Annotated in this window: 10 protein-coding genes; 8 read left to right on the top strand and 2 right to left on the bottom strand. The window is 63.4% G+C overall.

What is annotated here, in order from left to right:
* Positions 1–37 precede the first annotated feature (37 nt).
* The 3 genes from AB0H22_RS19415 to AB0H22_RS19405 are packed head-to-tail and all read left to right on the top strand — an operon-like array spanning position 38 to position 5,732.
* Positions 38–1,237: a serine hydrolase domain-containing protein gene (locus AB0H22_RS19415; RefSeq protein ID WP_180751058.1), complete on the top strand. Its 1,200-nt coding sequence runs from the start codon at positions 38–40 to the stop codon at positions 1,235–1,237.
* The gene (locus AB0H22_RS19410; protein WP_358148246.1) at positions 1,234–2,595 is read left to right on the top strand and encodes a hypothetical protein; all 1,362 of its coding nucleotides are present in this window, start codon (positions 1,234–1,236) and stop codon (positions 2,593–2,595) included. Before AB0H22_RS19415 ends, AB0H22_RS19410 begins: the two co-directional genes overlap by 4 nt.
* Positions 2,596–2,597: 2 nt before the next feature.
* Positions 2,598–5,732 (top strand): MMPL family transporter, encoded by a 3,135-nt coding sequence (locus AB0H22_RS19405; RefSeq protein ID WP_358148243.1) that lies wholly within the window; start codon positions 2,598–2,600, stop codon positions 5,730–5,732.
* On the opposite strand, the gene AB0H22_RS19400 is transcribed toward AB0H22_RS19405, so the two are convergent.
* Positions 5,659–6,327 (bottom strand): TetR/AcrR family transcriptional regulator C-terminal domain-containing protein, encoded by a 669-nt coding sequence (locus AB0H22_RS19400; RefSeq protein ID WP_358148241.1) that lies wholly within the window; start codon positions 6,325–6,327, stop codon positions 5,659–5,661. The genes AB0H22_RS19405 and AB0H22_RS19400 overlap by 74 nt on opposite strands.
* 65 nt (positions 6,328–6,392) lie before the next feature.
* Between AB0H22_RS19400 and AB0H22_RS19395 the strand changes: the two genes are divergently transcribed.
* From AB0H22_RS19395 to AB0H22_RS19375, 5 genes are all read left to right on the top strand, one after another.
* Positions 6,393–7,862: an FAD-dependent monooxygenase gene (locus AB0H22_RS19395; protein ID WP_358148239.1), complete on the top strand. Its 1,470-nt coding sequence runs from the start codon at positions 6,393–6,395 to the stop codon at positions 7,860–7,862.
* A 1-nt stretch (position 7,863) separates the two neighbouring features.
* Positions 7,864–8,865: an LLM class F420-dependent oxidoreductase gene (locus tag AB0H22_RS19390; protein ID WP_180751063.1), complete on the top strand. Its 1,002-nt coding sequence runs from the start codon at positions 7,864–7,866 to the stop codon at positions 8,863–8,865.
* A gap of 87 nt (positions 8,866–8,952) precedes the next feature.
* On the top strand, positions 8,953–9,438 hold the full coding sequence (locus AB0H22_RS19385) for an SRPBCC family protein (RefSeq protein WP_180751064.1): 486 nt from the start codon (positions 8,953–8,955) through the stop codon (positions 9,436–9,438).
* Between the two features lie 23 nt (positions 9,439–9,461).
* Positions 9,462–10,811 (top strand): PA14 domain-containing protein, encoded by a 1,350-nt coding sequence (locus AB0H22_RS19380; protein ID WP_180751065.1) that lies wholly within the window; start codon positions 9,462–9,464, stop codon positions 10,809–10,811.
* A 71-nt stretch (positions 10,812–10,882) separates the two neighbouring features.
* Entirely contained in the window at positions 10,883–12,028 is a 1,146-nt protein-coding gene (locus AB0H22_RS19375) for an acyltransferase (RefSeq protein WP_358148235.1), read from the top strand.
* A 4-nt stretch (positions 12,029–12,032) separates the two neighbouring features.
* Here the strand turns inward: AB0H22_RS19375 and AB0H22_RS19370 are convergent, their stop codons facing one another.
* Entirely contained in the window at positions 12,033–13,685 is a 1,653-nt protein-coding gene (locus AB0H22_RS19370) for a DNA repair helicase XPB (RefSeq protein WP_180751067.1), read from the bottom strand.
* Between the last annotated feature and the right edge of the window lie 66 nt (positions 13,686–13,751).

Here is a 13,751-nt window from a genome sequence, read left to right as displayed (position 1 = left end):
ATGCAGCATTGAACAGCAGTGAAAGGTGGGCATTGGCATGAGCACAAGCCTCGATATTGCGGTGAATGGAACCAGCTCACCGGATTTCGACAACGTCCGGCATGCGTTCGCGTTGAACTTCCTGGAGAACGACGAGCTGGGCGCGGCCGTCGCGATCTGGGTCGACGGGGAGCTCGTCGTCAACCTCTGGGGCGGCTGGGCTGATGAGGCCCGCACCCGTCCGTGGACGGAAGACACCTTGGCGCCGGTGTATTCCGGCACCAAGGGGTTGATGAGCACCTGCGTTCACATGCTCATCGAGCGCGGTGTGCTCGACCTGCATGCGCCGATTGCCCGGTACTGGCCCGAATTCGGCCAGGCCGGTAAGGAATCCATCACGGTGGCCATGGTGCTCGGGCACCGCTCGGGTGTGATCGGACCGCGCACCCGGTTGACGCCCGAGCAGGCCGCCAACTGGGACGAGGTGTGCGAGCACCTCGCCAGGGCGGCACCTTGGTGGGAACCCGGGACCGCGCAGGGCTACCACATGGCGACATTCGGGTTCATCCTCGGCGAGGTCGTCCGTCGCACCACGGGGCAGACGCTTGGCGAGTTCCTGCGCACCGAGATCGCCGAGCCGTTCGGGCTTGACGTACATGTGGGATTACCCCATGGCGAGCACCACCGCTGCGCCGAGATGGTCAACAAGCCCTTCCTACGCGATGTCTTCCGCGGAGCGCCTTCGGAATTCGATGCCATGAGCGATCATCCGCTGTCCGGCCCGCTGATCTCCGGCGACTTCATCCCCGACGACGAGATCGCCCGGCGGGATATCGGGTTGTGGCGGGCACTGGAGTTCCCGGGCACCAATGCGCATGTGTCGGCGCTCGGCCTGGCCACCTTCTACAACGCCATGGCGCGCGAGAAGCTACTCAGCCGTGAGCACATGAATCTGGTGCGGGTGTCGCAGGGCGGGTTCGATCCCGACGTCGTGCTGGGACCGCGGGTGGCCAACCATGGATGGGGCCTGGGCTACATGCTCAACCAGCGCTGCTATGCCGGGCCAAATCAGAAGATCTTCGGACACGGCGGATCTGGCGGTTCCTACGCATTCGTCGACCTGGAGCACCGTATCGGGTACTCGTATGTGATGAACCAGTTCGACGTGACCAAGGCAGATGCCGATCCTCGCAGTGTGCGGCTTATCAACGAGCTCTACACCACGTTGGGGGTGGCGCCGGCGGGAGAGTCGCTATGACGGCGACAATCCCAGTCACCGGTTCCGTCTTCGGGACTGCCAGGGCCAGTGCCCATCTGGATTTCGTCGACCAGGCATCTTTCCTGGGCGTGCGGGCCACCGAGATGTCCACACTGGGACAGATGGTCTGGATCTACGAACGTGATATCGACACCGACCGACTGCGCGTATTCCACGCCAATCTGGGACGGGGACTCTTCGGGCGGCGAATCGAACGGTCTCGCTTGCCGTTCGGGCGCCATCGCTGGGTGCTCGATCCGTTCTGTCACCCGATCGACGTCGAGCTGGCACCGCTGCCACGGGCCGAACTGCAGGATTGGGTGCACCGGCATGCGCAGTTGCCGATCGACCCCGAGTACGGCCCGGCCTGGCGGTTGGGCGTGGCTCGATTCGCCGACGGCGCCACCGCGGTGAGCCTGGTGGTCTCGCACACCATCGCCGACGGGGTGGGCATGTGCCAGGCCATCGCCGATGCTGCCAACGATGCGGATCTGCCCCTGGGGTACTCGATACCGCGGTCGCGCAAGCGGTTCCGCGGTGTGAGCGAAGACTTGCGGCGTACGTGGCGGGATTTGCCGGAGGCCGGCCGGGCCTTTCGTAAGGCCACCAAGATGATGTCTGCGCGGCGCCAAGACATCCGGCATGCCGCGCTGCCCCCACAGTCTTCCCGTGTCGACCAAGTGCCGGCAGCCACCGTCTACCTGGACGAAACCCATTGGGACACACATGCGCGGGGCCGCGGAGGCACCAGCAACTCGCTTGTGGGCGCTTTCGCGGCGCAGCTCGCCACGAAGCTTGGCCGGACCGGGGAAGACGGCAAGGTGACGCTGTCCATGCCGGTGAACGAGCGCATCGAGGGCGATGTCCGCGCCAACGCGATGACCTCGGTGATGTTCACGATCGACCCCGCAGATGTGTCGATCGATCTGCGCGGTATCCGCAATGCCACCAAGCAGGTGCTTTCCGGTCTGCGTGATGAGCCCGACGAGAAATGGGCGCTGCTGCCGCTCACTCCATTCATCCCGCGCGCGGCCGCACGGCGGCTGGCCAATGTGGCGTTGGAGTACAACGATTTCCCGGTGGGCTGCTCCAACGTGGGGCCGCTGCATTCCGATGTGAACCGGCCCGACGGCACTCACGCCGACTACGTCTTCTGCAAGCTCGCCGAGCAGCGGGTGCGCCCCGATGAGGTGTTGAGCACTTACGGGCAGTTGTTCCTCGCCTCGGGCCGGGTCAACGGTCAGGTCTTCGTGGCGGTCGTCGCCTACCAGCCCGGAATCGTCGAATCACGGGCAGAATTGACCGCGTACCTCTCCGAGACGCTTGACGACTTCGGCCTGCGCGGTGTGATCGAGTAGCCGTGGCGGACAACACAGGTGGTATCTACGGACTGATCGCTCGGATCGTCCGGAAGGCTCCTGTCGTCGTCATCGGGTTTTGGATCGGGCTGGCGGCGGTCTTGGCTCTGACTGCGCCGTCGCTGCAGAAGGCCATCGAGGATCATCCCGTCGATCTGCTGCCCAAGGATGCTCCCGTCATGGAGACCACCCGGCAGATGGTCGAATCGTTCCAGGAGTCGGGTGCACAGAACATCCTGCTGATCGTCCTCACCAACGAGAATGGGCTGACCCCAGCGGACGAACAGACCTACCGGATTCTCGCGGCCCGAATGCGCGAGGACACCCGTGATGTGAGCATGGTGCAGGACTTCATCACCAAACCGATGCTGCGCGAGATGATGTCGAGTACCGACGGCAAGGCGTGGTATTTGCCGGTGGGATTGCAGGGTGAGCTCGCCACGCCCGAATCCGGTAAGGCCTATGTTGGGGCCTTAAAGATCATCAAGGACGCCACCGAGGGCACCACCCTGAAGGCCTTTACGACGGGGCCGACCGCCACCGTCGGGGATCTGACGGTGGTGGGAGAGCGTGACCTGCATAAGGTCGAAATCACCACGGCTGCTTTGGTTCTTCTCATCTTGCTGATCGTCTACCGCAATCCGGTGACGATGATGCTGCCGCTCGTCGTGGTGGGTGTTTCGCTGGGTATCGCCCAGGCGGCCGTCGGGGGACTGGCGCAGATGGGTCTGAGCATCTCGAATCAGACGCTGACGTTTATGACCGCGATGATGATGGGCGCGGGCGTCGACTACGCGGTCTTCCTCATCAGCCGATATCACGAGTACGTGAAACAGGGCATGGATTCCGATGGCGCGGTGGCCGCCGCGTTGGAGTCGATCGGCAAGGTGGTCGCGGCGTCGGCAGCGACGGTGGCGGTGACCTTCCTGGGGATGGGCTTCACCAAGCTGGGCATCCTGTCCACCATCGGTCCCGCGCTGAGCGTGTCCATCCTCATCGCATTCGTGGCCTCGGTGACCTTCCTCCCCGCGGTGCTTGTCCTGGTGGGGCGTCGGGGCTGGGTGAAGCCGAGAAAGGCCTATGCCAACAAGATTTGGCACCGTTCGGGCATCAACATCGTCAAACGGCCGGGTACGCACCTGGCGGTGAGCCTGGTCATTCTGATCATTCTCGCCACCTGCGGTGCGATGGTGAAGTTCGGCTACGACGACCGCAAGAACCTGCCGGCCTGGGCCGACAGCAACCAGGGTTATGCCGCGATCGAGAAGCACTTTCCGGTGAATTCGACGCTGCCGCAGTACCTCTACATCAAGTCGCCCCATGATCTACGCACCCCGCGCGGGCTGGCAGACCTGGAGCAGATGGCCGCGCGGGTGAGCCAGGTTCCCGGTGTCGACAAGGTTCGTGGAATCACCCGTCCGACCGGTGAACCGCTTGAGGAGGCCAAGCTGTCCTTCCAGGCCGGTGAGGTCGGCGGGAAGCTGGGCGATGCCTCGAACCTGATCGACGCCCGGACGACGGACCTGGACAAGCTCGCGGCGGGCGGACATACGTTGGCCGACAAGCTTGGTCAGGTACGCGACTCGGTGAAGAACAATCTGGGCACGGCGCGCGCACTGGTCGACGTGCTCGCTCAGCTGCGGGGTAGTGGAAAGACCGGCACGCTGGCTGATCTCGATTCCGTGGACAAGCTGGTGATCAGCATGCATTCGTTGGGCGACGCCATCGAGTCGAATGCTCAGAGCTCCAGCGAGGTGTATGGCTGGATCGAACCCGTCGCACGTGCTCTGGTCGGCAATCCGGCCTGCGAGATGGACGCCGCGTGCCGGTCCTCGAGGGAGGAGATGAACCGGTTCCTGGAGACGAAACAGGATGGGACCAGGGACAGGATCGTCGAACTGGGGCGTGAGCTGAAGGCGGTCGACAACGATAAGCAGATCACCTCGACCATCGCCAAGCTGCGCACGGCGTTGAACTCCATCGACACGAACCTGCGCAGGCTCGGTCTGGCCGACACCTACGGCATCCAGCAGAAGTTCTCGGAGGTCCTCACCGGGGTCAACTCGCTCGCCGACGGCAGCGGGCAGCTTGCCGAGGGTGTGCAGATGCTGGTGGACCAGACCAAGCAGATGGGCGGCCAGCTGGGCGACGCGTCCACGGTTCTGGTTGCCGCCAAGCGTGATGCCGCACCCGGATCGATGTCCGGGTTCTATATCCCGCAGCAGGTGCTTACCCAGGAATCTTTCAAAACTGCTGCGGCGGCGTTTGTTTCCGCGGACGGGCATGCGGTGCGCTACCTGGTGCAGAGCAACCTGAACCCGTTTAGTCCCGAGGCGATGGATCAGGTCCGCGCCATCCAGGATGCCGCACATAGCGCGCAGCCCAACACCACGTTGTCCGATGCATCCATCTCGATGGCGGGGTTGTCGGCGATGTACAACGATATCCGCAATTACTACAACCACGATCTGCGATTCATCATCGTGCTGACGGTGATCGTGGTGTTGCTGATCCTCGTCGCGCTGCTGCGGGCCATCGTCGCGCCGCTGTATCTCATTGGCTCGGTGATCATTTCGTATGCCTCGGCGGTGGGCATCGGGGTGATCACCTTCCAGTTCATCGGTGGGCAACCGTTGAGTTGGAGTGTGCCCGGGATGGCGTTCATTGTGCTGGTCGCCGTGGGCGCCGACTACAACCTCCTCTTCATCTCGCGTATTCGCGACGAGTCGCCCGACGGCATCCGCTCTGGTGTCATCAAGACGGTCAAATCGACCGGTGGCGTGATCACCTCTGCCGGAGTGATTTTCGCCGCATCGATGTTCGGTCTGCTGATCGGCAATCTGCAGTCGATGGTCGAAGCGGGCTTCATCATCGGCATGGGTCTGCTCCTGGATACCTTCCTGGTACGCACCATCACCATTCCCGCCCTGGTGGTGCTGTGTGGACAGGGGAACTGGTGGCCCTCGGCGATCGTGGAACCCTGGTTCCGTCAACGATTCTCGCGGTCGAAGGCGAAGCCGGATGCTGCCGAGGAACAAGAACCCGACGCGGAGTCCGAACCGATCAGCGCCGAGTTGCCACCCGAGGAGCCGCAGACTTCCGTTTCCCGCGAAGTCGAGCTCGTAGGCCGTCGATGATGACGGCTAGCCCGTCCTCAAAGTCTGCATCGAAGTCGGGTTCGTAGAGCTCGGAAAAAGCCTGTGCCACAGTGGGATACGTGGTCATATCCACATGCGCCCGCATGTTCTCCTCGCTGTAGGGATTCGATTCCGGATACTCGAAACCGTCGCGAGTCTGCTGTTCGATGGTGAATCCGATGGTGTAGTGAAAGATCGTTGGCGTCAGTCGCGCGGCATCGCGCAGGGTGAACCCGGCCTTCGTCATCACGTTGAGCATGGGTTCGGTCATGTCGGCGGCCTTTGCGGTGGCGGTACCGGCGAGAATCCGTGCCCCTTGGTGATAGCGCAGCATTTCGCGGCGTAGCGCGCGGGCGCCCTCGGTGAGGAATTGATCCCACCGCGGCGTCGAGAGATCGAATTTGTTTACGGCGTCGCCGAACATCGCGTCGGCCATCGCATCGACGAGGTCGCGGCGGTTCTTCACATGCCAGTAGAGCGCGGGTGCCTGGACGCCCAAGGCCGCCGCGACGGACCGCATGGTCAGGTTCTCGGCGCCGTGCCGGTCCAGCAGGACGAGGCCGGCGCGAGCGATGGTTTCACGATCGAGGGACACATTGACACCTTAACAACGTTAAAGTAAATATGGTTGTAATACCTATAACGACGTTAAGGAGTGTCATGACCGAGCATGCCGTAGTCATCGCAGGTGGCGGGCCGACCGGACTGATGCTGGCCGGTGAACTGGCCCTCGCCGGTATCGATGTCGCTGTCTTGGAACGTCGAGGCAGTCACGAGGAGGCGGGCTCTCGTGCAGCGGGGGTGCATTCGCGCACCATCGAGGTGTTCGATCAGCGCGGTATCGCAGACAGGTTTCTCTCCCAGGGGATGACCGGTCAGGTGACCCATTTTTCGGGCATCTTCATGAGCATCGAGGATTTCCCCACCAGGCACCCGTACGCGTTGGGTCTGCTTCAGCACTACACCGAGAAAACGCTCGCGGCCTGGATCGCCGAACTCGGGGTGCCGATCTATTACGACGTGGAGGTCATCGGATTCAACCAGGACGACGCCGGTGTGAACGTAGAACTTGCCGATGGTCGCGCGATGCGCGGGCATTACCTGATCGGATGCGATGGCGGGCGCAGCACCATCCGTAAGGCCTCGGGGATCGGATTTCCCGGCCATGACCCGTCCTGCTCGGCGATGTTGGTCGATGCCGAGATCACCGAGCAACCGCTCGAATTCGGACTGCTACGCAAGCCGGGTCAATCCTTCCTCGGCATCTTGCCGTTCGAGGAGGGGTGGTGCCGTCTGGTCTTCAGCACGGACCTCTCCCGGCTAGGCATCGAACCGACCTTGGCGGAAGCCAAGGAAGCGCTTATCGCCATTGCAGGAACTGATTTCGGCATTCACAGCCCGCGCTGGATGTCCCGGTTCTCCGATATGACCCGACAAGCCGACCGATACCGCGACCGACGCCTGTTCCTGGCCGGAGATTCCGCGCACATCCATTTCCCGTTCGGTGGGCAGGGACTCAACACCGGAGTCCAGGACGCGGTGAATCTCGGCTGGAAGCTTGCCGCGGTGATCAAGGGAGAAGCGCCGGACTCGCTGCTGGACACCTATCACTCCGAGCGCCACCCGGTGGCAGAACGGGTACTGCATAACACCATGGCGCAGACGCCGTTATCCGATGCGGGCCCCCGCATGGACGCGCTGCGCGATATCGTCGCCGAACTGCTTGCCATGGACGAGCCGCGTAAGCGGATTGCCGGAATGATGAGCGGCCTGGACATTCATTACGGGCTGGGCGAGGGGCACCCGCTGCTTGGCCGCCGCATGCCGGATCTCGATGTGGCGACTGCGGACGGGCTGACCAGGGTGTACCCCTTTCTGCACACCGCCCGCCCGGTGCTGCTCAACTTCGGGGCGCCGGGGCAGCTGAGCATCGACGGGTGGGCGGACCGAGTTCAGCTGATCGACGCCAAATACACCGGTATATGGGAACTTCCGGTACTGGGCGAGGTTGCGGCACCGGACGCCGTGCTGGTGCGGCCCGACGGGTACGTCGCTTGGGTGGGCGACGGTTCCGATACGGGTCTCGCCGAGGCGCTGACTCGATGGTTGGGGCCGGGCGTCCGGGCGTAGTGTGGCCCAGGTGGCCGAGACACTGCAGTTCGGAGCTTTCATCCCGCAAGGCTGGCGCTTGGACCTGGTAGGCATCGCACCCGAGCATCAATGGGATGTCATGCGCGATCTGGTCCGCTATGCAGAGGACGGTCCCTGGGACTCGGTATGGGTCTACGACCACTTCCATACCGTGCCGGTACCCACCGACGAGGCGACCCATGAGGCGTGGACGCTGATGTCCGCCTTCGCCGCCGTTACCTCGCGGATCAAGCTGGGGCAGATGTGCACGGCGATGGGATACCGAAACCCGGTGTATCTGGCCAAGGTCGCCGCGACGGTAGACCTCATCTCGGGCGGGCGCACTCAGATGGGCATCGGCGGCGGCTGGTACGAGCACGAGTGGCGCGCATACGGTTACGGATTTCCCGATGCTGCCGAACGCCTCGGCAGATTACGCGAAGGGGTCCGCATCATGCGCGATGCCTGGCGGGACGGTCGCGTCACCCTGGACGGCAGGTATTACCAGGTATCCGATGCGATTGTGGCGCCCAAGCCACTGCAGCGGGGCGGAATTCCCCTGTGGATTGCCGGCGGTGGCGAGAAGGTGACGTTGCGGATCGCGGCGCGCTATGCCCAGTACACCAACTTCGGACAGACGCCCGAGGAATTCGAGCACAAGTCGAAAGTGCTTGCGGGGCACTGTAAGGATGTCGGTACGGACTTCGATGCGATTGTCCGGAGCGTCAACGTGAACGTCGTCATAGGCGCCGACGATGCCGAGGTCGCCGACCGGTTGGCGGCCATCAAATCGCGGCTCGTCCCGGTCATCGGCGAGGACGTGGCCGAGGTGATGGTGGGCAATCTGGCCGAGACGGCCGGGACCCCGGAACAGATCGCCGAGCGTCTGACGGAGTTCCGCAACCGCGGACTGGGATATGCGATATGCAATTTTCCGGAGGCCGCCTACGACCGTTCCGGAATCGACTTGTTCGTACGTGAGGTCGTTTCTGCACTGACCTGATCGCCTTGAACAAGCGTGGAGTTGCGCGAGCGGCTGCAGCGGTAGCCCACCTTGTTTACACAATTACTAGTACCGTAAGTTACCGGCATGCCTGCACTTCAGTCCGTCGATGAAACCTTCCTGGCCACCGCTCCGGTTGTAGTCAGCGAAACCATCTCAGTTCCGCTCTCCGCCGACGCGGTGTGGCGCGAGCTGACCAATGACACCACCTTGCGGTGGCTGGCTCCCGGCCTTCGGGTGATCTGGGGCAGTCCCCGGGCCGGTGTCGGCGCCGTCCGCCGGATCGGTCCGGTAGTCGGACCGAAGGCGCACGAGAAGTACTTCCTCTGGGAGGAGGGTCGGCGCAAGGCGTTCTATATGGTCAAGCCCCCGCTGCCGCTGCCCGGACTACGGGCGTTCGCCGAGGACTACGTGGTGACACCGACCCCCCAGGGCTCCGAATTCACGTGGGTATGGGCGATCGACGGTTCGGGGCTGGTGCGCCATGTGGCGCCGGTGGTGCGCGCCATCGTGGGCTTCGGGATGAAACGCACCCAGCGGCACCTCACCAAACTTGCCGCGGCCGGAAGGTAAGCAGCCGCCCGTAGAGTGAATTCGTGCGCGCGGCAGTCCTGCTCTCGGTGTTCCTGTTGGTGGCTGCCTGTGCGCCGGTCGGTCCCGGGACGGACGTCGCGGCGACGAACCCTTGCGATGTGGGTCAGTACTGGACGCGTTACTACAACAACACCGATCAGTCGGGCACTGCGGTGCTCGCCAGATGCGAGTACTCAGTCGGCGGGCACTTCACCGGATCACCCGCGCCATGGGTTAATGCCGACGGATTCTCGGTCGATGCCACCGGCTCGATCCGGTTTCCGGTGGCGGGTGAGTATCGGATCGCCTCGATGAGCGGTGGTGTCGTCGCGCGCGTGTGGCTCGATGGCGAGCAGATCTTCGATCACGCCGACACCCGCGACTGGGGCACCGACCTTGCCACGCGGAACGTCGAGGCCGGTGTGCACACCATCCGGGTCAGCTTTCTCAATGCCGGCGGCCCTGCGGTACAAGAGTTCTCGGTGTCCCAAACGGCGCGCGGGCCGGTATCGACGAACGGTAACTATTTCGCGGCCAACTCATTCCTGAATCAGCCTCTCCCGCCGAACCCGCCGGTCGACCCTCGGTCGCCGTATTGGGTTGCCGCGCTGCTGAACAATCCGAGTATCAAGACCATCGACGTCAACGAGGACATCTGGACCACTGCGGTGTATCACGCCCCCGCGGGCACTCCCACCCGCGCCGTCACCGTCCGCAACAGTGGGAAATCGATCGACGTCCCGTATCTGCCGCACTACCGACCCACGCAGGACTCTGACGCTCACATCGCGATCATTGACGACACCAACGGATGTGAGTACGAATTCCAATCCTTCGCAACGGAATCCATGTCGGCGATCGCCCAGGCCACCTATCGGGTCGACACCGGATCAGGAGGACATGTCAGTGGGCCCGCACATTCGGGAGGCGAGCTGTCCTATCTCGCGGGGCTGATCACGCCGGAAGATGTGCAGGGCGGAGTGATCGATCATGCACTGCGGTTTGCCATCCCCATCAATGCACCCACCTATGTGTATCCGGGTACGCGCTCGGACGGCACGGTCCCGGACGGGGTACCGGAGGGGATAAGGATTCAGCTTGATCCGTCCCTCGATCTGCGAACGTTGAATCTCAGCCCCTTTCAACGAATGGTCGCGACGGCGCTGCAGAAGTACGGGGCGTTTGACGCGGACGTCGCCAAGAGCTTCTCGCTGACGGCGCGAAGCGTGATCGACGGCACCCGGTACCCGACCCATATCGAGGACCTGCCCAGGGAGTTGATCGGGCAACTTCGGTTCCTGACGCCCTCGATCAGCTCGACGGATATCCAGCTCGACACTGCCGACGACGGGGTATGTAAACAGCAACGGTAATCTGGCTACGCCCGTACCCTACTTTCGATGCAGCGAACCCTTCGCGATCATCGAGTTGGAGAGTCGTAGTAGTGAACCAGCATCTCGCTGATGACAGGCTGTCGCAACGCGCGGTGGCCGCCTACGAGTCGTTCCTTGCGACAAAGAAATTCGGGGCGCTGGACGGCCTGCGAGCACTGAGTGTCCTCGCGGTGATCTGGCACCACACGTCCGGGACGCCCGGTCCGCGGATCTCGCAGAGCGGATTCATGGGCGTCGATTTCTTCTTTGCGATCAGCGGCTTTCTCATCACCACCTTGCTGATCCGCGAACGTGATCGCGCCGAGTCTATATCGCTGCGAAACTTCTACGCACGCAGGGCGTTACGCATATTCCCGCTGTACTACGTGGTGCTGATGCTATACATCGTGCTGGTGTTCGCCACCGAGCGCGGTACGGCAAAGGGTGAGCAATTCTTCGGGAACTTAGCGGCCTTCCTGACCTACACCGTCAACTGGTTTGTCGATCTCACCAGCGGTACCTCGGTGCCGTTCTATTTTTCGTGGTCGCTGTCCACTGAGGAGCAGTTCTACCTGCTGTGGCCACCGCTGTTGGTGGGTGCTCTGGTTGTGGGCAAGGGGCGAATCTGGGCACCGCTCACCGTGCTTTTCGCTTTGGCGTCGGTATCCGTCTGCGCCGGCATCTTCCTGGACACTGAGCTGCTGCCCTGGCGCATGCTGGCGAGCCTGTCATTGCCCATCCTGCTCGGCGCGGCCTTCGCGATTGTCGTGAACACCCGTCGCGGCTACGCCGCGGTCGCGATGGTGCTGGGTTGGTGGTGGTCGGCCCCTGCGGTCTTTGCGGTGATGATCGCGGGACTGTGGTGTGGCGCCCCGTCATGGTCGATCCAGATCGTGATGGCCGTTGCCGTTACCGCCGTCACTATCCGCGAGAACACGCTGATGCATCCGGTACTGACGTGGCGGCCCCTCGCGTTCATCGGCGTGATCAGCTACGGCATCTACCTGATGCATATGTTGTGCGCCAACGTCGTACGCCGGCTTGTGCACGAAGAGCAGGGACTGGCGCTCTGCGCTGGCACGGTTGTCCTCGTCATCGCCGTTGCCTACCTGAGCTTCCGGTACTTCGAGACGCCCTTGCTGCGGATCAAGCGCCGCTTCGAATCACCCGCCGAGCAGGCCGGCGACGAACTCTCCCGGGCTCAGGACGAGCGTTGAGTGCTCAACCGATCGCAGGCCCCAACAAATCGTCGGCGTCGGTTATCCGATAGCCGTAGCCCTGTTCGGCCAGGAACCGCTGCCGGTGTGCCGCGTACTCGGCGTCGAGGGTGTCACGGGACACCACCGAGTAGAAGTAGGCCTGCCCGCCGTCGGCCTTCGGCCGCAGCAGCCTACCCAGGCGCTGCGCTTCCTCCTGGCGTGATCCGAATGTTCCCGAAACCTGTACGGCCACAGCGGCTTCTGGAAGATCGATGGAGAAGTTAGCGACCTTGGACACCACTAGGGTCGCGATCTCTCCGCGCCGGAACGCGTCGTACAATTGCTCACGTTCGGCGTTCTTGGTGGAGCCCTGGATCACCGGGGCGTCGAGTTCGGTCCCTAGTTCGTCGAGCTGATCCAGGTAGGCGCCGATCACCAGCGTCGGCACCCCCGGGTGGCGGGCCAGGATCGACTTCACCACATTGATTTTCGTGTGGGCCGTCGAGCACAGCTTGTACCGTGCATCGGCCTCGGCGGTTGCGTAGATCATGCGCTCGTTCTCGGTGAGGGTTACCCGCACCTCGATGCACTCGGCGGGGGCGATCCAACCTTGCGCCTCAATGTCTTTCCACGGCGCGTCATAGCGTTTGGGGCCGATGAGGCTGAACACGTCGCCCTCGCGACCGTCCTCACGGATGAGGGTGGCGGTGAGTCCGAGGCGGCGCCGCGACTGCAGATCCGCCGTCATCCGGAACACGGGTGCGGGCAGCAGGTGCACCTCGTCGTAGATGATCAGCCCCCAGTCGCGGCTGTCGAAGAGCTCCAGATGGCGGTACTCACCCTTGGTGCGCCGGGTGATCACCTGATAGGTGGCGATGGTGACCGGGCGGATCTCCTTGCGCTCGCCGGAGTATTCGCCAATCTCCTCCTCGGTCAACGAGGTTCGTGCAATGAGTTCACGTTTCCACTGGCGCCCGGCCACGGTGTTGGTGACCAGGATCAGGGTGGTTGCCTGTGCCTTCGCCATGGCGGCCGCACCCACCAGCGTCTTGCCGGCGCCACAGGGCAACACCACGACCCCGGAGCCGCCCGCCCAGAACGAGTCGGCGGCCATCTGTTGGTAGTCGCGTAGCTCCCATCCGTCCTGCGCGAGGCTGATCGGGTGGGCCTCGCCGTCCACATATCCGGCGAGATCCTCTGCAGGCCAGCCGATCTTGAGCAGCATCTGCTTGATGCGACCCCGCTCGCTGGGGTGCACCTGCACCGTATCGTCGTCGAGACGGGCGCCGAACATGGGGGCGATCTTCTTGTGTCGCAGCACTTCTTCGAGCACGGCGCGGTCGAGGCTGACCAGCATGAGCCCGTGTGCCGGATGCTTGACGAGCTGTAGGCGTCCGTACCGTGCCATCGTGTCGACGATGTCCACCAGCAGTGGCTGCGGCACCGCGTAACGGGAGAAGGTGACGAGCGCATCGACGACCTGTTCGGCGTCGTGGCCGGCGGCGCGGGCGTTCCACAATGCCAGCGGCGTGATGCGGTAGGTGTGTACATGCTCGGGTGCACGTTCCAGCTCCGCGAAGGGGGCGATCGCCTGGCGCGCCGCGTTGGCCTGGTCGTGATCGACCTCCAGCAGCACGGTCTTATCGGATTGGACGATCAGCGGTCCGTCGGTCATTCGATCCAGCCTACTGACCCCCGCCGACACGCCCATTTGTGGCGGACACGTGCGATACAGAACCGC

The organism is Mycobacterium sp. NPDC050853 (assembly GCF_040653875.1).
GTDB lineage: Bacteria > Actinomycetota > Actinomycetes > Mycobacteriales > Mycobacteriaceae > Mycobacterium.
The sequence above is the reverse complement of the archived record's forward strand: the minus strand, read 5'-3'. Positions and strand labels throughout refer to the sequence as shown.